Origin of the sequence: Halorientalis brevis (genome assembly GCF_042678165.1) — an archaeon.
GTDB lineage: Archaea > Halobacteriota > Halobacteria > Halobacteriales > Haloarculaceae > Halorientalis > Halorientalis brevis.
Map to the genome: position 1 here is coordinate 25,519 of NZ_JBHUDJ010000011.1, position 20,978 is coordinate 46,496.

13 protein-coding genes are annotated in these 20,978 nt (G+C 59.8%); 10 read left to right on the top strand and 3 right to left on the bottom strand.

The genetic code is table 11. The features are described 5' to 3' along the window. Positions 1-603 precede the first annotated feature (603 nt). Together wecB and ACFR9U_RS15175 are read left to right on the top strand one after the other, a co-directional pair. Positions 604-1,707 carry a non-hydrolyzing UDP-N-acetylglucosamine 2-epimerase gene (gene wecB, locus ACFR9U_RS15170; protein WP_247381508.1) on the top strand — a complete coding sequence of 368 codons (1,104 nt, stop codon included), beginning with the start codon at positions 604-606 and terminating at the stop codon, positions 1,705-1,707. Continuing rightward, positions 1,704-2,627: a polysaccharide deacetylase family protein gene (locus ACFR9U_RS15175; protein ID WP_247381506.1), complete on the top strand. Its 924-nt coding sequence runs from the start codon at positions 1,704-1,706 to the stop codon at positions 2,625-2,627. Before wecB ends, ACFR9U_RS15175 begins: the two co-directional genes overlap by 4 nt. 5 nt (positions 2,628-2,632) lie before the next feature. On the opposite strand, the gene ACFR9U_RS15180 is transcribed toward ACFR9U_RS15175, so the two are convergent. Continuing rightward, positions 2,633-3,760, bottom strand: coding sequence for a DUF354 domain-containing protein (locus ACFR9U_RS15180; protein ID WP_247381504.1), 1,128 nt, complete (start codon positions 3,758-3,760; stop codon positions 2,633-2,635). A gap of 346 nt (positions 3,761-4,106) precedes the next feature. Between ACFR9U_RS15180 and ACFR9U_RS15185 the strand changes: the two genes are divergently transcribed. The 3 genes from ACFR9U_RS15185 (at position 4,107) to ACFR9U_RS15195 (ending at position 7,848) form a co-directional block, all read left to right on the top strand. Next, a complete protein-coding gene (locus ACFR9U_RS15185; protein WP_247381502.1) occupies positions 4,107-5,093 on the top strand; it encodes a DUF1616 domain-containing protein in 987 nt (328 codons plus the stop codon). 154 nt (positions 5,094-5,247) lie between these two features. Beyond that, complete coding sequence (locus tag ACFR9U_RS15190; RefSeq protein ID WP_247381501.1) at positions 5,248-6,408, top strand: glycosyltransferase family 4 protein; 1,161 nt, start codon at positions 5,248-5,250, stop codon at positions 6,406-6,408. An 84-nt stretch (positions 6,409-6,492) separates the two neighbouring features. After that, entirely contained in the window at positions 6,493-7,848 is a 1,356-nt protein-coding gene (locus ACFR9U_RS15195) for a sulfatase (RefSeq protein ID WP_247381499.1), read from the top strand. Here the strand turns inward: ACFR9U_RS15195 and ACFR9U_RS15200 are convergent. Together ACFR9U_RS15200 and ACFR9U_RS15205 are read right to left on the bottom strand one after the other, a co-directional pair. Next, a complete protein-coding gene (locus ACFR9U_RS15200) occupies positions 7,824-8,963 on the bottom strand; it encodes a WD40/YVTN/BNR-like repeat-containing protein (protein WP_379814679.1) in 1,140 nt (379 codons plus the stop codon). The genes ACFR9U_RS15195 and ACFR9U_RS15200 overlap by 25 nt on opposite strands. Then, positions 8,960-10,726: a hypothetical protein gene (locus tag ACFR9U_RS15205; RefSeq protein ID WP_247381495.1), complete on the bottom strand. Its 1,767-nt coding sequence runs from the start codon at positions 10,724-10,726 to the stop codon at positions 8,960-8,962. The genes ACFR9U_RS15200 and ACFR9U_RS15205 overlap by 4 nt, the downstream gene beginning before the upstream one ends. Before the next feature lie 319 nt (positions 10,727-11,045). On the opposite strand from ACFR9U_RS15205, the gene ACFR9U_RS15210 reads away from it, so the two are divergent. The 5 genes from ACFR9U_RS15210 to ACFR9U_RS15230 all read left to right on the top strand — a co-directional run bounded on the left by ACFR9U_RS15210 (position 11,046) and on the right by ACFR9U_RS15230 (position 20,606). Further along, a complete protein-coding gene (locus tag ACFR9U_RS15210) occupies positions 11,046-12,437 on the top strand; it encodes a hypothetical protein (RefSeq protein WP_247381493.1) in 1,392 nt (463 codons plus the stop codon). 255 nt (positions 12,438-12,692) lie between these two features. Further along, positions 12,693-14,324 carry an alkaline phosphatase family protein gene (locus ACFR9U_RS15215; RefSeq protein WP_247381491.1) on the top strand — a complete coding sequence of 544 codons (1,632 nt, stop codon included), beginning with the start codon at positions 12,693-12,695 and terminating at the stop codon, positions 14,322-14,324. Continuing rightward, positions 14,324-15,847: a flippase gene (locus ACFR9U_RS15220; protein WP_247381490.1), complete on the top strand. Its 1,524-nt coding sequence runs from the start codon at positions 14,324-14,326 to the stop codon at positions 15,845-15,847. The genes ACFR9U_RS15215 and ACFR9U_RS15220 overlap by 1 nt, the downstream gene beginning before the upstream one ends. 227 nt (positions 15,848-16,074) lie before the next feature. Beyond that, positions 16,075-18,117 carry a hypothetical protein gene (locus ACFR9U_RS15225; protein WP_247381488.1) on the top strand — a complete coding sequence of 681 codons (2,043 nt, stop codon included), beginning with the start codon at positions 16,075-16,077 and terminating at the stop codon, positions 18,115-18,117. 368 nt (positions 18,118-18,485) lie between these two features. Next, positions 18,486-20,606 carry a hypothetical protein gene (locus tag ACFR9U_RS15230; RefSeq protein WP_247381487.1) on the top strand — a complete coding sequence of 707 codons (2,121 nt, stop codon included), beginning with the start codon at positions 18,486-18,488 and terminating at the stop codon, positions 20,604-20,606. Positions 20,607-20,978: the final 372 nt, after the last annotated feature.

Sequence of the window (20,978 nt, forward strand, 5' to 3'; positions counted from 1 at the left end):
TGAACGATCGAGTGGTCACCCCGGAATTGAACGTTGGTTCGTATCCGGATTTCTAGCACCGGGAACCGTTCGAATCGATAGAAACGGTGGCCGTGGTGTCCCAGTTCGGATTCCGTTTCGCTGCTTCCGTGGCAGCGCGCTGGATTGACCGCGGGAACGATTGCGACGTCGGATCGCGACGCGGGAACTGTGACGGCTCGCTGGGTGAGCAACGGCGATTTCATCCACACTCACCCATCACAGTTGGAACATAATCCTGTTTTCAGTAGGATACCCCACATTCGGCACAGAGCTAAATTTACGCCCGTTCGGCCTCACGGGGGCAACGACGACACCTATCCGTCTTTTAGTATCTGGTAGGACCTCTATTCTCCGCCGAAAATTACGGCGGCTGTCCACGTATCACATGGTCGGGCTGTATATTGTACCTAGGAAACGTGTCCGATTCGGCAAGTGAGCCATAACAATGGTGAATCCTTCCGAGAATTGGAACAGTTACCCGACGGCGGTACCCATGAAGGAGATACCTGCACTACCGGCGAGGGAACGGAGTCTCACCATTAACGGCGGTTACGATGCCGCTTTCACCGACGGAGCGAAACGATGAAAATCGCATCAGTTGTCGGTGCTCGCCCACAGTTCGTGAAGGCGTTCCCCGTCTCGAACGCGCTTCGAGACGACCACGAGGAGGTGTTGATCCACACCGGCCAGCACTACGACGACGAGATGAGCGACGTGTTCTTCGAGGAGCTGCCGATCCCTGAACCGGACGTGAACCTCGGTGTCGGGTCGCACTCACACGCAAAGCAGACCGCAGCGATGCTCGAAGGTATCGACGACGTCGTCTCGAAGTGCGCGCCGGACGTCGTTCTGGTCTACGGCGATACGAACTCGACGTTAGCCGGTGCGCTCGTCGGTTCCAAACGCGACGTCGTCGTCGCTCACGTCGAGGCCGGGCTTCGGAGTTACAACCGGTCGATGCCGGAGGAAACGAATCGCGTGCTCACAGATCACTGCTCCGACCTGCTGTTCGTGCCGTCAGAGCGGGCCGTCGAGACGCTCGCGAACGAAGGCATCACCCGGGGCGTCTACGACACCGGCGACGTGATGTACGACTCGCTGCTCGCGGTTCGTGAGCGCGCCCGGGACTGCTCTTCGATCGTCGACGAGCTGGGTCACACCGACGGAAAGTACGTCCTCGCGACCGTGCATCGAGCGGCCAACACGGACAACCCGGACCGTCTCGAATCGATCCTCACAGGCCTCAGCAACGCACCGTCTCCGGTCGTGTTCCCTGCACATCCGAGGACTGTCGACGCGCTCGAAAGCGAGGGTCTCGACCGGGCACTGCCGAGCAACGTCGACGTGATCGATCCAGTTGGGTATCTGGACTTCGTCAGGTTACTCGACGGTGCGGAACGCGTCGCGACGGACTCCGGTGGCGTCCAGAAAGAGGCGTTCTATCTGGACACACCCTGTGTGACGCTGCGCGACGAGACGGAGTGGAGGGAGACTGTCGCCTGTGGCCGAAACGAACTCGTCGGAACGGACCCGACTGCGATTCACCGCGCACTGACGCGGGAGTTCGAGTCGTCGACAGACGACACGCCGTACGGTGATGGCAACGCTGCCGCACGTATCGTCGCAGCACTCGAGTCTGTCACCGACGCTCCACAGCGGAACGTCTCCGAAGGAGTCACGACATGACTACGCTTTCCGGAACCGAATACGAGTTCGCGCTGTGTCTGACCCACGACGTGGACAAGCCCTTCAAGACGGCGTACCACGCGCTTTTCTATACACTCCGTGAGCGTGACCCCCGCCATCTTCGCGCGCTGCGGGACCAGTGCAACCCCTACTGGCAGTTCGAGGAGATCATGGCGCTCGAAGAGAAGCTCGGGGTTCGATCGGCGTTTTACTTCCTCAATCAGCCCAGCCTCGATTCGTTCCCGGTCTGTGACCTCGTCGACGTTTCCGCGCTGACACAGGAGTTCGGTCGTTACGACGTCAGAGAGTCCGACGTCGCTGAGCTGATCCAGCGACTCGACGACGGCGGCTGGGAAGTCGGGTTACACGGGTCGTATCACACGGCAACGGATCGGACGCGACTAGCGGAAGAGAAAACCCGGATCGAAGAGGTTCTGGGCAAAAACATCCGGGGCGGTCGGCAGCATTATCTTCGGTTCGAGGCACCGGAGACGTGGCAACACTACCGGGACCTCGGACTCAAGTACGACGCGAGCTTTGGGTCGGCCAGAAAGCCCGGATTCGGGTCCGGATACGACGTCTTTCGACCGTTCGGCGACGACTTCGTCGTCTTTCCGCTGACGCTGATGGATCAGCACCTTCCGGACCCCGAATCAGAGTTTCAGACGGCGTGGACTGACTGCAAGACGCTGTTAGATACCGCCAGCAGCGAATCGGCAGTGATGACCTGCCTGTTTCATCCTCGATATTTCAACACGCGCGAGTTCCCGGGCTACCGCCGCCTCTACGAGCGATTGATAACGGAAGCACGAGATCGTGGGGCATGGATCGGGTCGCCGGGAGAGTTCTACGAGGAGTTTCTCAGTCACCGGGGCGTAGTGCGCGACACGCAGGGGGAGTACATCGAATCGATTTCGTGACTGCTCTACGGCGACAGTTTTTCCGGTTCCACCGCTGTCTCTGATTCCTGACCCGGGTCCGGGCGCTCCCAGTCCCGGGAGAGAGCGCTCACTCGCTCTAACTGCTCGTGATTCGTGGCCACCTCGACGAGGACGTCCGTGAGGTTCACCTTCTCCTCGAAGAGACGCTGGCGTCGTTGCTGGTACTGCTTCTGTACGCCGTCCTGCTGAAGAATCTCCAGTGCACGGGAGCGCACGTTCGAGAACGTCGCGAGGTTATCGACGAGGCCTCGACGCGCGAGTTCGATGAAATTACCCATGTCGTCGTCGCCGACGAACGAGTTCGACCGAATGGCGGGCGTCCCCAGCAGTGCGGCTTCCGTCACCATCGTTTGCGTGTCCGCGACTAACAGCGAGGCTTCCGCTAACGCGTCGTGAAGGCGTTCAGGTGGCAGATTGAACGGGCGTGCGGGGAGGTTTTCGAGGGGACATTCGTTCCCCTCGTCTGAAACGAATACCGTCGCGTGGTCGGCAAGATCGCGAATTAACTGTCGGCGTTGCGCTGACGTGAACCCTCCTTTGGAGACGTCGTGGTGGGAGCCGAAAGCGTTGAACCGGAGCAAAACGAACGGCTCCGAGCCGATCCTCAGGGCAGACCGGATGTCGTCGTCTCGCTCGAAGATCTCGGGATGGAGATACGCACACTCTTTGAATCCGGGGAACGCGTAGTGGTTCGGTCCGAGAACGCGGCGGAACGAATCCGGTGTCAGCATCGCGTCTGCAAACGGCTTCGAGACGAGATGGTCTACCTGCGTCGGCTCGGAGTCGAGCACCAAAATCGTCGGCGTTCTAGACACAGCCCCCGCGTGCGCCGCGTATGCTCCCATCCCGAAAATCAGGTCGGGATCGTAGCGCAGCGTTTCCTTGATAATGTTCAGGTAGTGAGACGGGAGGTTCGTGACGAGTGACGCTTTGTTCGTGTCACAGCTCCCGTAGATCGTGTACGGCAGATCGAACGCCTCCGCCAGTTCGACAGTGCAACCGTAATCCCTGGCGAGAACTTTCACGTCGTGCCCGTCGGCCTGGAGCCGCCGGATCGCAAATTTATACAGATGTACGTGCGCAGGCGTATTGGTCAGGATCACGTATCGCATACGGGTTGCTAACAGGTATCGATACTTTGTTAGGTCGTGTCGAAATCATCAGTAGAGAATTCATACTCCGTTGCTATGTCCTTTCAGGGGTACGTCCGACTCGTTTCGACGAGAGTGAGTCTCGATCGTTCACACAGAACTGTCTGAGCAGGGAGCCGAAGATGGCTCTCGGATCAGCGTAAACAGGATATAACAATGACAACTCAACCCGATCACGAAACTGATCGGGGGAACGTCGAGACACAATGAGGATTCGTTATACGTGGGTGCAGCGGTCGAGACAGCGTGATCAGAAAGCATGACCACATTATCTGATGGTCACTGGTGGGAGACAGTCCGCGACTCAGTGCGGGCAGTACCGACGGATCTGGTACTCCTCCTCATCTATCTCGCTCTCGGTGACGCCCTCTTACTGCAGGACGCAACTGCTCGTCCGATACGAACAGTCGTCGGCATGCCGATCCTGCTGTTCTTTCCCGGATATGCGCTGGTCGCTGCCCTCTTCCCGAAAAAGAACGAATCGGTTCCAGCAGGTATCATTCCGTTCGGTAATAATGCGGGAAGGGGAACCACTCACGGTCTCGGCCTCGTGGAACGGGTTGCGCTTTCGTTCGGGCTGAGTATCGCGCTCCTCCCGTTGTTCGGGATCGGCCTTTCGGTCGTGGGGTTGCCACTGGATGGAACGGAGATCATCCAGATACTCACCGTGACCGTCGTTGTTCTCACGCTCAGTGCAGCCGTACGGCGATTGTCGGTCGGTCCCAGTGAGCGTTTTCGGCTCCCCGTTGACCAGTGGCTGAATGAAGTGCGAACTGCAACCGTACGTGCTCCGTCTGCGCTCGATGCGATCCTGAACGTCGTCCTTGCACTGGGGATCGTTCTGGCGTTTACGAGCCTCGGCCTCGGCCTAGTCACGCCGACTTCGGGGGAATCCTACACGCAGTTCCAGTTGCTGACGACGAACGAGAGCGACGACTACACAACCGCTGGGTATCCGCAGACGATGGACACCGGCGAACCGCGCTCTCTCGTCGCGAACGTCGTCAACAAGGAGGGAAAGCGAACGACGTACACCGTCGTCGTTCAACTCCAGCGCGTCGAAAAGACGGACGGGGAACTAACCGTCCAGGAACGGCAGTCCATCGAGACACTCGAATACACCCTCGATCCGAACGAATCCGTCTACGATTCGCATACGGTCACGCCACGAATGGCCGGCGACGATCTCCGGCTCACGTATCTCCTCTATGCCGGCTCGCCACCGACGACGCCCACGATACAGAATTCCTATCGCCACACCTATCTGTGGGTGAACGTCACGCGCTCGACGTAGTCCTCAGGAACGGAGTGGTCGTTCCTCGCCGACGGTCCGAAACTGACGGCGTGCGTCTCCGTCCTGGCCGTAGATACGCCATAACAAAACGAACTGGTTGTGTAGCTGAGTGGTGGCCCGAGTGACGTGAGGGGCTTGGAGAAAACTAGTTTCGATGTCTACTACCGACAGCTCACAGACGTCAGCGAGGAGTGGATCGACTGCGTCGCCGTCCAGCCATCGTGTACACGACCGCGACGAGGAGCGCGCTCTCAACGAGGACGTGGAGTTACTGATCGTGGGAACGTTCGGCGGTGGCGGCGTCAATCAGTACGTCGACAACCAGGCGTCGCGGCTGGAAGACCGGATCTCGGTTTCGACCTACGGAATGGGAATGCCGCCGTCCGGGAGCGGTGTCCTGTGGTTCCTTCGGGGTCTCGTTCTCGGATTCGTAGCGATGCTCCGGTTCCCGTGGCGACGACCACCCGAGATCGTCCACGTCCACACGTCCCATCAGTTCTCGTTCGTCCGCTCGTCGTTTTACGTCCTCTATGCGAAATACGTCTGGAACGTCCCCGTCATCCTCCACGTGCACGGGTCGTCGTTCGACGAGTTCGTCGAGACCGCATCGTATCCCCTCGCACTGTTTCAGTCAGCCGTGTTCGCCGCCACGGACGAGGTCATCGTCTTGTCCAACTACTGGCAGCGCGTCCTGACAGACCGCGTCGAGCAGTCGAAAATTACGGTCCTGCCGAACGCCGTCGACGTATCGGAGTATCGGGCGGCGTTCGACGCCGATCCGCCTCGAATCGTCTTCATCTCGAATCTCATCGAACGCAAGGGCGTCACCGAACTCGTCGACGCCATCGATCACTTGGTCGCGCGGACCGACGACTCGGTGGCAGTGGATATCGCTGGCGACGGCCCATTGTCTGGCCGCGTCGAACAACTCGCGGCGGACGCCGAGTCCGTTACCTACCACGGGTACGTCTCGGAATCAGAGAAGCGAGACCTGCTGCGCGGTGGGTCAGTGTTCGTGCTTCCGACCTACGCTGAGGGGCTTCCGATTGCGATACTCGAAGGAATGGCCGCCGGAAACGCGATCGTGTCGACGCCCGTTGGTTCGATCCCCGAGGTAATCGATGACGACGCTGGCGTCCTCGTGCCACCCGGTAGTGAAGAGAAGCTTGCAGACGCGCTCGAATCGCTACTGGCCTCGCCGGAGCAACTCGCCGAGATGGCACGTGAGAACCGCCGACGGATCGAGGACCGGTACACTTGGACGCAGACCGTCGACGAACTGCTCGCGATCTATCGCCGCCAACTTGCTGGCTGACGACGGAATCAAACTAGCAAACTGGCGGCCAGTAGTTCGGATATAACAAAGCTTGATCGCCTGACATGGCTGGCCATGGACGAGATGCCGGACGTATTGTTCGTCGTCCTCGATTCGCTCCGGAAAGATCACGTGTCGACGTACGGCTACGATCGCCAAACGACGCCAGCACTAGATACGCTCGCCGAGCGGGCGACGGTCTACGAGAACGCATACGTGCCCGCACCGTGGACGCTGCCGTCCCACTGCTCGATGTTTACGGGACTGTATCCCAGCGAGCACGGGATTACGAACGGGTTCACTGATTCGTCGCTCTCGCTTCCGGCAGAACACGAGACGATCGCCGAAACGTTCAGCGAGGACGGATACCGAACTGCTGGGTATTCGAACAATCCCTGGGTCGGGCAACTTTCGGATCTCAATCGCGGGTTCGACCGGTTCGTCGAGTGGGATCTCGAGGTTTCCAGCGGAGAGCCGGACAGAACGCGCGACCTCGCCTATGACAGGTGTCACTCACTGCTCGGACGCGCGATCCAGCAGCCGCTCGTGCTGGTAAAACGACGGTTCTTCACGGAGAATCTGGTTTCCCGCGCGCAATCGTGGATTCGTGAGAACGAGCGTGCACCGACGTTCACGTTCCTCAACCTGATGGAGGCGCACAGCCCGTACTACCCACCTGACAGCGGTTTCGAACGGCTCGGGCTGCAACCGCCAAATGCGGTGTCCAAACGGGTCCTCAATACGAAGCTACTCGCCTACGTCATGGGGCAACGCGAACTGGACGGCCGTGAACAGCAGCGAGTTCACGAGTTCTACGACGCGAGCATTCGCTACCAGGACGGGCAACTGGAACGGCTTCTCGCAACGCTGCGTGAGCAGGGCACGCTCGACGAGACCCTCCTCGTAATCTGTGCCGACCACGGGAAGACGCTCGGCGAGTTCGATCGCAACGAGACGCCGCCGCACTACCTCAGAAACATCAACGTCAACGTCCCACTCGTTGTGAAATGGCCTGGCCAGACAGAGGGCAAACGCGTCACTGATCCGGTCGAACTGACGAACCTCCATGCTGCGATGGAAACCATGGACGAGGACGCGCTCACGACGGAGACTGGCTACGCACTGACCGAGGACTTTCTACCGCACACGGCCAGTGAATCGACGTCGATCACGCGCTGGCGTTCGCTGAATGCCACCGATCTCGCTCTCGCGAGATGTGAAGACGGCCGCGAATACGTCCTCGACGGAAACGGTGAGACTGAAACGGCACAGCGAGCGTCTGCCGTCGACACTGACCGCCTTCGAACGCTCCAGACCCGTCTCTCTAAACGGGAGAAGGCGGTCGATGCCAGGGCGGCGACGACCGACCGCAGCGAAGACGACGAAGAAATCGCGTCCGGGCTCGAATCACAGCTTCAGGACCTGGGATACCTCTCGTAAATGGTCAAGAATCTCTCCGGCGGGATCTGAACGATCTGCCCGTCGTCACGCCGTGTGTTGCAGGGGTTGAGAACGAACCCACGCTCCGGCGAGGCGTGGAGGAAGACGTACGCGTTCGCGTTCGGGAGGAACTCACCGAGCGTCTGGGAGTCGGAAAGACAGCGCCGTTTCCGGTATCGTTTCAGCTCGTACCACTCGCTGTAATTCGACGCCGACGAACTCGCGACGACGACCGCCTCGTCGTCAGTACTGCCGCCGCCAGCGTCCGGCGCAGTGCTATCACCACCAGTTTCGATGGCCGTCGAAAAGGCGACCCATTCGTCGTCGACGGAGAGGACTGCGGCGTAGAACACCGACGACGGCAACGTATGCACTACTTCGGGCGTCGGCGACGACGTGCCGAGCTCGCTGCGTGGCAGCCGGTAGACGCGGTTGACATCCGAATACACGCAGTCCATCCCCCAGAGAATCGCATCCGCTGTGATAGCCAACTCGACGGCCCGCCACGATTGGCTTCCGCCGCCGACAACTCGGAGCTGTCCGTCCTGCGGACGATAGCGGTAGAGCCGACACGCGCGATCGACGTCACCAGTCGTGAGCCAGAGCCCGTCGTCGTACGGATCAACTTGCACGGAGTGGACGTGTCTCACGTCGGGAAACCGGTGGGCAGTCGTCCACGTGGCACCGCAGTCGGTCGACGCTAACAGCCGCGGAGACGCGTCGCTGTCGAGCGGATACTCTCCGAGATACACCGTCCCGTCCGCGACCGCGACGGCCGAGGGAAGCACACCCATCTGCCCCGATGACGGCGGCAGTTCCAGGGTCTGTCTCCACGTTCGTCCCCCGTCTGGCGATCGATAGACGTACCGTCCGAGGGTGGCGATCAGATCGGCTTCGGTCACCGACCAGACGTTCACCGTCGGGAACTGACCGACGATTCCTTCGAGGAGAGATTTCCACGGTCGGGCAGTCACGAGCGTGTTTTTCACCCCCTCTGTCGCCAGATCGCGAGGGATTCCGCCGCACCTGGACAGGCTGTCCGGATCGCGGCCACTGAACAGTTGCCGACCGCTGGTCGCGAGAATCCGATCGTTAGCGGCGACGTGTACTCTCACTGTTGTCCAGTCTGCGTTTCGTTTCCACCGACGAGGTAGAGGCGGAGATCGCCGTTCGTGAGCACTCGATCGACGCCACGCTGGTTCTCGACCGCGTTCAATTCTGCTCGGGAGTATCGCAGTTCCCGATACGCGTTCACCTCCCGTTGCACGTCGTACGTCGACAACACGACGTACATCGGCTTCTCTGCGGCCGCATCTAACTGCGTTAAGTTCGTCCCCGAAATAGAGCGATCGTATCTCCCGCTGTTTTGGTACCCTTCCACGCCGTCGCTGTAGCGGGTTGCAGACTGACGGAGCGAAGTCACGTCGATGCCGTCAGCGCCGTACTCGAACGTGGCTTCGTAGCCGGAAAACTGGCTTTCTGTGACGTGTTGGTTCGCCTTGTATATGTACGGTGATTGGTACGCCGTCGCCAGTGAGACAGGTGTCAGAACAGCGAACAGGACGACGAAACCGAGCGCGAACGTCGTCGACCCGTATCTGTCTGCAACGCCCTCGAAGACGTTAAAGAGCGATACCGCTCCGGCTATAAGCAGCAACAGGACGATGAACCCGAAGGTGCGGAAATACATCTCGGCGATGCTGCCGGCGAAATAGAGGACGAAGAGCGGTAACACGCCGAGAACACTCAGCACGAAGTACCGGACAACGGCATCGTGCTCGCTCCGGAAATTGATCCAGGAGGTGTAGCTCGCGAGAACCGCGACCCCTGCGAGTACCGCGAACACAGTCGTGGGCAGAAAGAGCTTCAGGTACATCTCCGGTAAACTCCCGCCGATCGCAGTGATCGACGTCCCCTGACTCGCGACGCGTCCCCCTGGTGTCGGTGGGTTTCCACGTAGATACCCCTGAGCGGCGAGGGAAATCGACTCGATCTGGGCGCGAAAGGCCGGCCGACCGGTGATCCAGGCGACGACTGCGCCAGCTAACAGCAGCGTATGAGCGAGCATCGACCGGTGTGACGTGATCGCATGATCCGTCCCACGAAGTCTGTAGAGATACTGAAGCACCGTGACCGACGCGAACACCGCGAGAAGGTGGACCGACAGTTGCGGATGGTAGATGACGGTTGCGACCGATGCAACCCCCAGAATCACCGCGATCGGAGTCAGCTTGCTCCCAGTCGTCTCTTCAGTCAGGAACTTGAACAGCAGATAGAACACGAGTGCCGAAAAGAAGAGCGTTTGAGAGAACGGATGCGCTCGGAGGAACATACTGATATTGTTGATCGGGAGCAAGAGGAACGTACTGAAGGCAGCGACGACAGTCGCTCTCTCGCTACCGGTGACGTACCGCACACACAGCGGGACGAAAACGAGAAAGATCGCTGTGAAACAGAGAATGGCCACGAGAATGCCGAGACGAAGGGAATAGCCGAGCGTTTCGTGGAGGATGACCGCCGCCGTGTGCAAGCCGGGATAGAAGAGGTTCGCGGGGTCGAGGACGCCGGACGAGATGTCTTTCGCCCAGCCGAGGTGCGTCATCGGATCGGCTGACCCATAGAAGTAGTAGCCGCGGAGAACCGGTAAGGCAACGACAGTGAACGTCGTCGCACCGCCCAGGACGAGCGCGGAACCCCGTAGATAGCGTGACGAAGTGGTGACGCTACTGACGAGCGAAGTGAAGAAGGCCACGGCAAGACAGAGCCACACCAGGGTCGGTGTCGCGCTGTACAGCGAGAGTTCGTATCCCGTTGCTGGAGCTCGGTGCGCGACTACCGCCGCAATCGAAAGCGCACCGAACCCGATGAGAAGCAGCACCCGACTGGATATCCGACTCACTCTCATAAATCTCAGTTACAACCTGTTGTCTCATATTCGACTGCTCTGCTATTTTGTTACACAGTTTTTACTCTCACTGTGGTGCACAACCAGGGGGTTCGAAATGTGGATTTCTGCCGACAGATCGGTACGAACCTACGTAAATCTAGTTACGTGATTTGTAACTGCAATATGTGATCTAAGACAGTCGCAGTGTATTCATAAACCGGGATAGACACCGTCTGTAGTCGCTGGGAACGGTTGTAAACGGCCACTAACAAAGAGTTAGCCGTGCTTCTATGCCGCCAAAAGATATACTATGTCAGACAAATCTAACGGAAAAGACGAAGTCTCCGAGACAGAAGTTCGGAAAATCGTCCGTGAAGAACTCAGAGCAGCGCTGACAGATTCGACGACGCGGCGGAATCTACTCGGGGCGCTGGGTATCGCTGGCATGGCCGGCATTGCGGGAACGCAGTTTTCTGACGCCTCGTCGCTCACTGACGGTTCGCCGTCGAATCTGCGGATAACGAACGGCGAATCAAAGGTCAGGGACAACGTTGGCACGCTCAATTTCAGGGAGAACCTTTCTCTCGATCTCTCGGGGAAGCAAGTCTCCGTTGACGCCGGACTCGACGCCGTCGGACCGAACGGCGAGTCGACTACCATCTCGAGCATCGACATCGGACCGGGACTCGACGCGACGATCGAGGACGGGACGCTCAACATCGCGCAATCGAAGACCCAATCAGGCAACGGCACCCATCTCGCTCGACCCGGCGAACTCCAGCAAACCCTCACCGATGCAGCGAGCGGCCCGGTCGGCTACGTCCGCCTCGCGGCCGGCGAAACATACGAAATCACGAACTCGATCGAGGTCCCGCCGGGCGTCTCCCTCGACTGTACCGGGGCACAGATCAAACCCCAGAAGGACGTGAACGTCTTCGAGCTCCACACGCAGAGTCAGATTTACAACCCGTATGTACGGACGTCGCATTTGAACGGGTATTCGTCGTCGATTTTCCACGTCTTTCCCAAGCAGTTCGACGAGAGCTTCGGAACGAACCGATCGGTGCCGCTCTGGACAGTCTTCGGCGGCTGGTCTGAGATGACTCCCGGACAGGGTACGTGTATCGAGCTTCACGGCGCGAGAGAACGGCAGTCGAACAACTACGACGCGACGAAACACAACCGAAACGTCTACTTCTGTTTCATTGCGCACAACTGTACAGGTGGACGGCGCTTCGCGTATCTTCACCGTGAAGGCGGTAGCACGACCAGGGGCGGTCACGTCAACAGCAACATCATCAAGGGCTACGCCGTGAACGCGACCCGGTTCGTCGAAACGAACGACAGTACCGGTGCGAAGAAGAACATGGTCAACGGAAACAAGTTCTATCTCGTTACGCAACCCGGCCCCGAATCGGACTGGCTCTGGTACGCGAACAAGGGAGCGCGGAACGAACTCTACGAATGGGGAACGAACTGGGATTACGCGAAGTACTCCGACGCAGACGGGGACGGCTACGCGGAATCCTGGTACATCGGTCCGAACGCGGGGATGAACTTTCTCTGGCGAAAGCAGAGCAACGCGAGTGGCGGCCTCGGTTCGACCGTCGTCGACGAAAGCAACGGGTCGAGCGGGAGCAAATACCTCGTGCTCGAACAGCTCGGAACGTCAGTCGGCGACCTTGAAGTCTGGGACAACTGAGGCGAGCATCTCTTCTCTTGGCTGCCCAGTTTCGTTCCAAACGATCAGCGGTGACGGACAGAACACGCAGTACACCGGGACAACTGCAGGGCGATAGATCTCGTAGCGATTCGTCCGGAGGACGGGTCGCTCGTGGCTGAGAGGTAATGATCTCTATAACAAAGGCAGGGATCGGGCAACAACTACGCAGCAACTGGCAATGTCTGACAATCGTCCCCAGCAGTTCGGTCCAGCACGACCGGCAGACGAACAAGTATGAGTCGGTGCTCGACACAGACAGTCGTCCTCGGGTTCGATGCATTGTCACGGAAATACCTCGAGACGTTCGATCTCCCGAACTTCGATTCGCTCCGGGAACGAGGTGCCTCGGCGTCGCTCCGATCGACGTTTCCCCCGTGGACCGGGAGCGCCTGGCCGTCACTGTACACCGGAGTCGACCCGAGCCACCACGGGGTGTACTCGTTTTTCGACTTCGAGAACGGGTATCCGAACGAAGCCGATCTCATCTCCCGGAAGGACGTTCGGGCCCCGGCGATATGGGACTATCTGACTGACGAAGGAGTGTCGGCAGTCGTCCTCAACATGCCGGTCACGCATCCGGCAGACGCGATCGACGGCGCGATCGTGCCAGGGTATCTGGCGCCAGAAGATGCGGTCGGGTACCCCCGCGAGATCCGATCCGAACTGACCGACGCTCTGGGTGAGACGTACCGAATTTACGCGACTGACGAGACGGGGAGTCCCGACGACGAGATGCTCCGCAGCTACGTCGACCTGATCGATCTCCGACGGCGTGCCGCCCGAACGCTGCTGCAGACGCGAGAACCGGACGTTGCGATCCTGCAGGTCCAGAAGACCGACACCGTATTTCACCAGTTCGACGACCGGACGGCGTTCCGCCGCGTCTACGAAGCGGCCGATTCGTTCCTCGGAACGATACTCGAGACGGTGGACGAAGACGCGAACGTGATCGTCTGCTCAGACCACGGTATCGGTCCCACGCGCGGGTACAACATCTATATCAACGAAATACTTCGGGAAGCCGGCTTCGTCGAAGAGACCTACGACGGCGAAACCCCGATGTTCGGCGACAGTAAGCACCGACTTGCAAACGATACCGACGGCGAGGAGGAGTCGTCCGCAGTCGCCACCCGCGCGATGTCGGGGCTCGCGACCGCCCTCGGGAGCGTCGGCATCCAGCCGGGAGACGTTTACACGATTGCTCAACGGGTCGGCGTCGGTGAATCGCTCCGCCGTCTCCTCCCCGCGCACACTGACGCGCTCGCTCGCCACGTAGATTGGTCCGATTCCCGGGCGTACTGTCGGAGCGGCCCGGAACTCGGCGTTCGTATTAACGTCGAGGGACGTGAGCCAGACGGCGTCGTACCGCCCGAGCAGTACGAATCCGTCCGCGACGACGTGATCGAGACGCTCTCTGGGGTGCGGACACCGAACGGCGAACCGGCGTTCGAGTGGGTGAAGCGCCGCGAGGAGGTCTACGACGGTCCGTACGCTGGAGAGGCGTGTGACGTGTTGTTCCAACCGGCAGGGATGAACCACATTGTCGCAACGAACCTCCTGGGCAAGCAGTTCATTTCGATCGACAAGCACAACCACAAATCCGACGGCGTATTTATCGGTGCTGGTCCCGCGTTCGCCGCCCAGAGTGACACTGAACAGCTATCGTTGACCGACGTTGCGCCGATGGTACTGGCACTCGCTGGATGCCCAGTTCCTGAACGGATGACCGGGTCGATACCGCCCTCCCTCCTCACCACGTCACACGAGACGCGTCCGTATGCCGACCTCCAGTACGGGACGGGAACGGTGACGACCGACGACGATGACCAGGTCGAAGCTCGCCTCGAGGATCTCGGGTATCTCTGATGTCGATCGACGAGGACAACATCTCGACGCTCCTGTCGAGCGCCTCGCTCATTCTGGTCGGCCAACTGCTCTTTTCGGTCTCGAAGCTGGGCGAACGGATCATCATTGCCCAGATGCTGACGCCCCAGGCATACGGCGAAGTCAGCATCGGTCTCGCGGTGGTGATGATCTCGACCACTGTAGCACTCGTCGGCTTACGCCAGGGAGTCCCCCGATACATCTCCAGATACGATGACGCTCGTGACATTCGTGGTGCCTGGGTAACAGGGATTCTCATCGCTGGAGTGATCGGCAGTGTCGTCGCGATCGGACTCGCCGTCGAGACCGAGACAGTCGTCGGACTGCTCTTCGAACAGGCTGACTCGACGGGATTGCTGTTCCTGTTCGCGGTAGCGATTCCGTTCGTCATCGGGATGCAGGTCGGTATCGGTGCGATACGGGGGTTCGAGAACACGCTCTATCGGACGTACACGCGTGATCTACTCTATCCCGGGCTCAGGATCGCCGCGCTCGTCGTCTTTCTGTGGGCCGGGTTCGGCATCCTCGCCGCAGGATACGCCTATCTGATCGCCGCTGTGACGACGTTCGTTGCCGTGCACGTCTTACTCAACCGGTTGATTCCGCTCGTGGGAGAGGTGAGAACGCACGTGCGCGAGATGCTTACCTTTTCGATACCACTCGTCATCTCGACGCTGCTCTCGCGGCTGCTGACTCGTACTGATACCCTCATGCTGGGGTACTTCGACACGTCCTACCAGGTGGGGCTCTACAACGCCGCATTTCCGCTCGCGAGCGCGCTCGTCCTCGTTCTCTCCTCGTTCGGATTCATGTATCTCCCGATGGCGTCGCGTCTCGACGCCGAGAACAAACGGGAAGAGGTCGATGCGATCTACAAAGTCACGACGAAGTGGATATACATTGTAACGTTTCCCGGATTTCTCACGATGGTCGTGTTCTCTCGGGACGTGATCGCCGTGACGTTCGGGGCCGAGTACACGCCGGCCTCGACTGCGCTCTCGATCCTCGCGCTCGGGTTTTTCACCCGAGCCACCTTCGGACGGAGCCGCGAAACCTTATCGGCGTTCGGACACACGACCTACCTGTTAGTTACGAACTCTTTCGCGTTCGTCCTCAACATCGGCCTGAACCTGTTTCTCATCCCGCGCTACGGGTCCACCGGTGCGGCCGTCGCGTCAGCAGTCTCGTTCATCGGCCTCAACGTTGCGGTGTTCGCATTTCTCAGCCGTCAGTTCGGCGTCTCGCCGTTTTCGCGGTGGACCCGCCGAACCGTGGTGGTTCTCCCTGTTTGTCTGTTCCCGCCCGCTCTCGTACTCGATTCGCAGATCTCGCTGACGCTCGTCCCGCTCGTGGTATTCGTCGCAGTCGCCGAACTCGCTGCAATTGCCGTCGTTACGGTAACGGGCTGTCTCCAACCGGAGGACGAGATACTGATAGAGTTCGTCGAAAACCGAATCGGAATCGACGTGCCACTCATTCGTCAGTACGTCACTGACTCGACCTAATCCGTCCGTCGCTGGCCACTGTAGCCGGTCCGCTGTGGCTCTCAGAGCAATACGTTCAGACTTTGTCCCGACCGATAACTGAAAGCGGTACCTCGTTCGCCAGACTTGCCACCGAATGCGTGGTAATAATTAGTCGCGCGATAGTTGATTTATATTTTTATTAACTGGTAACTAAACATAGTAAAGTAGGAAGATGTCTCTTGTAAGTAGGATTTTCCTAACACGATATGGAACCAGAGAAGGACGATACTACGCCAGAGAAGGAACCCTCTAACCGCCCGAACTCGCATAGAGGTGAGCAGCCCGAGGAAGAGACCGACGCTGTAGCGGACGATTCCACCGAGACTTCCTGCAGTTCTGCCGACTCCAGACGCGAGACGAGATCGAAAAGCGACATCGATCGACGATCGATATTAAAAGCGACTGGTGCTGCTGCGGCAGTAAGTTCCGTCGGCGCGGTCAGTTCCATCGGCCTCGCAAGCGCGGCAGTCGAGGTCACGCAGGAGAGCGACTACGAGGTCTGGACCGTCACGGGAAAGGAAGTGTACGACCTGTCTGACGGCGAGCAGTTGTCGAACGTCCTCATCGACCAGACTGCCGACGGCGCCTGCCTGACGATCCGGTCGCGGAACAAAACCGGCTGGGAAGTCAGCAACGTCGGCTTCGTCGGCGTCGGACAGGTCGGTGACGGCAGCAATCGGTTCCAGTTTCAGGTCTCGGTACCGGCCGGCGGACACGGACTGATCGAGAACATCTGGGCCAACGGGAAAGCGCGAGACGGGCAGCCGTCGACCGAACTCGGTGGCGTCTACGTCCGCTCGTCGCACGCAGGACACATCGACGTCAAACACACCTATATCGAGGGCTTCGGAAACAACGCCGTCTACGCGAGCGCCGTCGGAAAGGACGGCGGAAGCGACGGCTCGGTGGCGATCGAGAACAGTTTCCACCGGGACAACACCGTCAGTCAGTTCCGCATCGGTTCCCCCGACTCGTACGTCCGGAACTGCGTCGGGATCATCAACGACCCGAACGGCGAACGTGGCGTCTACCCCGGCACGACCAATAATCGCAACGCGCGCGGTATCTGGGGCAAACACTACCGGAACCAGCGCGTCGAAAATTGCTCGTTTTACGTCTCACCCGACGACGTCAATCCGGACGGCGTGTTCGAAGCACGTTACATCTCCGGACGGTCCCACGGCCCCGAAGCCGAGGTCGACGTAGTTGATTGTGACGCCAACGCGGATGCACCAACACTGACGGGTTCGACGAGCAATGCGAACGTGAATCTCGAGAGCATCGAGAACAGTCCAACGGTCGACGTCATCGGGGGCGGCGGTGTTCCCACCTCGCCAGAGATGGCCGCCCGGGGTGAGCGGGAGATGCCGAACCCACCGGAGCTCTCCGCTTCCGACGGTGGAAGCGACGGTAGCACCGACACGTCGACCCTCGATCGAACGCTCACGATCGACGGCAGCGACGCTGACTGGACCGAATACGAGTTTACCGTCTCTGGTACTGTCGAAAACAACGCTGACGTCGGCTCGTTCGACGGCGACGACCAGATCGACGGCTCGACTGTGAGCGGCTTCGTCAACGGTGGCGTCGACGGCTACAGGTTCGCCGGTGAGGTCACCGACGCCACCGTCGACGGAAACGCCACGGTCCTCGTCGACGGCCAGGCGGTCGACCCCGACGGGATCACTTCGGATCGGACGCTCACCATCGACGGCAGTGACGCCGGGTGGACGGACTACGAGTTCACCGTCAGCGGCGACCTCGCCGAAAATCCCGACGTCGGGGGCCTCGGTAGCGGTGATCAGATCGACGGCTCGACTGCCACCGGCTTCGTCAACGGCGGCGTCGACAGCTATCTGTTCTCCGGCGAGATCACCGACGCCACCGTCGACGGAAACGCCACGATCCTGGTCGACGAGCAGCCGCTCGATCTGGGACAGTTCGAGTCTGCGCCGGCGATCGTACGGTACGACGTCGTCGAGGTCGGCTCACCGAATCCCGACGCCAACATCGTCGTCGAATGGGGCGTCACCGACGCCGACGGCGACCTCGCGACCGTCACCGTCGAAATCGTCGACGAGAACGGGTCCGTCGTCGCTGAGTCGACGACGAGCGTCGCTGGCACCGAGGCGTACGACGTCGACTACTTCGCCATCGAGGACGTCGACGACCAGCGCTTCACCGTTCGGCTCACCGTCACCGATGCCTTCGGAACCGAGTCCGCAACCTCCGAGAGTATCCAGGAGTGAACAGCGGTCACGGGCACCACGCGTCCCGTGTTCTCGCAACTCACGATCAGCATGACGCGTTTTAGTTGCCACACCGATACACGTTAACTACTATTCGTCAACGGTCATGAGAGCAGAGATTTGAATACGAGCCCCCATGAGCAAATCTGGAGAAGTTTCGATAGATACGTGGTAAGTTCTCCATAGTTACTGAGACGGAGCACGAAATCACCAGGGAGACAGGTGGAGTCGGGAACGTCCTCTCAGCGCAAGCCCCTGAGAAGGAGTATTGTACCAGAAATAAAGGAGTATCTATAACACGTTTCTGTGCCGAAAAGAGTGACTACTGTTCGAATAACAACAGGCAGGGAGATGGATCCTCACGATCCATGGATCGCCGATCATTGTTGAAAGCGACAGGGATCGCAGCGGCAACAACCACGGTTGGAGTTACGAGTTCCGCCGGTATCGCCAGTGGCGAAGTTGAGGTCACTCAGGAGAGCGATTACGAAGTCTGGACGGTCACGGGAAAGGAAGTGTACGACCTCTCCGACGGCGAGGAGTTGTCGAACGTCCTGGTCGACCAGAGCGCCGACGGCGCTTGCTTGACGATCCGGTCGCGGAACAGTCGCAACTGGGAAGTCAGAAACGTCGGGTTCGTCGGCGTGGGGCAAGCCGGCAGCGGCAGCAACCGGTTCCAGTTCCAGGTTTCGGCTCCGGAAGGGAGCCAAGGCGTGATCGAAAACGTCTGGGCCAACGGGAAAGAACGCGACGGACAGCCGTCGACCGAACTCGGCGGGATCTACATTCGCGCCGCCCACGGCGGACAGATGAAAATCAGAAACACCTACATCGAAGGATACGGAAACAACGGCGCCTACGCGAGCGCAATGGGGAAAGACAGTGGGAACGGCGGCACGGTAACGATCGAAAACGCCTATCATCGCGATAACACCGTCAGTCAGTTCCGCATCGGCTCTACCGACTCGGACGTCCGGAACTGCGTCGGCATCGTCAACGACCCGAACGGCGAACGCGGCGTCTACACCGGCACGACCGACAACCGCAACGCGCGTGGCATCTGGGGGCTACACTACCCGGACCAACGCGTCGAGAACTCCTCGTTTTACGTCTCGCCCGATGACGTCAACCCGGACGGGGTGTTCGAAGCCCGGTATATTCCGGGCCGATCCGGGGGCTCCAGAGCGGTGTTGGAGGTGGTCGACTGCGACGTGAACCCGGACGCGCCGAGTCTGCGGGAGTCGACGAGCAACGCGGAAGTGAACTTCACGAACCTCGGCAACGAACCGACCGCCGACGTCATCGGGGGCGGTGGCGTCCCGCTCTCACCGGAGATGGCTGCGCGTGGAGAGCGGGAGATGCCGGACCCGCCGGAATTCTCTGAATCGAACGGTGGCGACGGGACACCCGACCTGGACCGAACGCTCACCATCGACGGAACGAACGCCGACCGGACGGACTACGAGTTCACCGTCAGCGGCGAGATTGCCGAGAATCCGGACGTGGGCTCTCTCGGCGAAGGCGACCAGATCGACGGGGCGACCGCGACAGGCTTCGTCAACGGCGGCGTCGACGGCTATCTGTTCTCCGGCGAAATCACCGACGCAACCGTCGACGGAAACGCTACGATCCTGGTCGACGGCGAGGAAGTCGACTTCGGGACACCAGACCTGGACCGAACGCTTACGTTCGATGGGACGAACGCCGACCGGACGGACTATCAGTTCACCGTCAGCGGCGAGATTGCCGAAAACCCCGACGTGGGCTCTCTCGGCGAAGGCGATCAGATCGACGGCTCGACTGCCACCGGCTTCGTCAACGGTGGCATCGACGGCTACCTGTTCTCCGGTGAGATCACTGACGCCACCGTCGACGGAAATGCAACCGTTCTGCTCGACGGAGAGGAAGTCGACCCAGAGACGCTGGGTTTGAACCGAACGCTGACCGTCGACGGGACGGACGCCGAACGAACGGACTACGAGTTCACCGTCAGTGGCGGCCTCGCCGAGAACCCCGACGTGGGCTCTCTCGGCGAGGGCGACCAGATCGACGGCTCGACTGCCACCGGCTTCGTCAACGGCGGCATCGACGGCTACCTGTTCTCGGGGGAAGTCACCGACGCCAGCGTCACCGGCGACGCTCCGATCCTCGTCGACGGAGAGCCGCTCGATCTGGGACAGTTCGAATCTGCACCGACGATCGACCGGTACGAAGTCGTCGAAGTCGACTCACCGAACCCCGACGCCAATATCGTCGTCGAGTGGGACGTGTCCGACCCCGACGGCGACCTCGCGAGCGCCACTGTTGAAGTAGTGAATGACAGCGGCACTGTCGTCGATTCGGCAGAGACCAGTATCTCAGGCGACGTGGCGTACGGCGTCGACTACTTCGCGATCGAGGACGTCGACGGACAGCGCTTCTCCGTACAGCTCACAGTCACCGATTCCTCCGGAAACGAGTCTTCAGCCTCCGAGAGCGTCCAGGAGTAGCCAATCACCCCGACAGTCATTCTCTGCCGTTGAGAAGTCTGACGAACACAGACACTCGGGATGGAACCCGAATAACGCATCCCGACACTATACCGCCACTCTCGACTCACCCCGTCACAGCGCACGGAGGATTCTCGAGTCGCGTTGCTGTCTAGGAGCGGACGTTAGGAACACTATTCGATCGAATTATCGGCTTACACGGCTTCTCTATCGATGTATTGCCATTGCCCCTACTGACACCTGAACACGATTTATAGAATACATAACAAAGACGGTTGGACGTCACCGTTCCAGCGGGCACGTGAAGGTGAAAAATATGATAGGTCATTTCGCTTCGTCATGGGGAACACGGACGCCAGGAGATATCGATAT

What these genes read in the sequence shown, in the direction of transcription:
- wecB (WP_247381508.1), top strand. Translation starts at nt 604, where the DNA reads ATGAAAATCGCATCAGTTGTCGGTGCTCGCCCACAGTTCGTGAAGGCG.
- ACFR9U_RS15175 (WP_247381506.1), top strand. Translation starts at nt 1,704, where the DNA reads ATGACTACGCTTTCCGGAACCGAATACGAGTTCGCGCTGTGTCTGACC.
- ACFR9U_RS15180 (WP_247381504.1), bottom strand. Translation starts at nt 3,760, where the DNA reads ATGCGATACGTGATCCTGACCAATACGCCTGCGCACGTACATCTGTAT.
- ACFR9U_RS15190 (WP_247381501.1), top strand. Translation starts at nt 5,248, where the DNA reads ATGTCTACTACCGACAGCTCACAGACGTCAGCGAGGAGTGGATCGACT.
- ACFR9U_RS15195 (WP_247381499.1), top strand. Translation starts at nt 6,493, where the DNA reads ATGCCGGACGTATTGTTCGTCGTCCTCGATTCGCTCCGGAAAGATCAC.
- ACFR9U_RS15210 (WP_247381493.1), top strand. Translation starts at nt 11,046, where the DNA reads ATGTCAGACAAATCTAACGGAAAAGACGAAGTCTCCGAGACAGAAGTT.
- ACFR9U_RS15215 (WP_247381491.1), top strand. Translation starts at nt 12,693, where the DNA reads ATGAGTCGGTGCTCGACACAGACAGTCGTCCTCGGGTTCGATGCATTG.
- ACFR9U_RS15220 (WP_247381490.1), top strand. Translation starts at nt 14,324, where the DNA reads ATGTCGATCGACGAGGACAACATCTCGACGCTCCTGTCGAGCGCCTCG.
- ACFR9U_RS15225 (WP_247381488.1), top strand. Translation starts at nt 16,075, where the DNA reads ATGGAACCAGAGAAGGACGATACTACGCCAGAGAAGGAACCCTCTAAC.
- ACFR9U_RS15230 (WP_247381487.1), top strand. Translation starts at nt 18,486, where the DNA reads ATGGATCGCCGATCATTGTTGAAAGCGACAGGGATCGCAGCGGCAACA.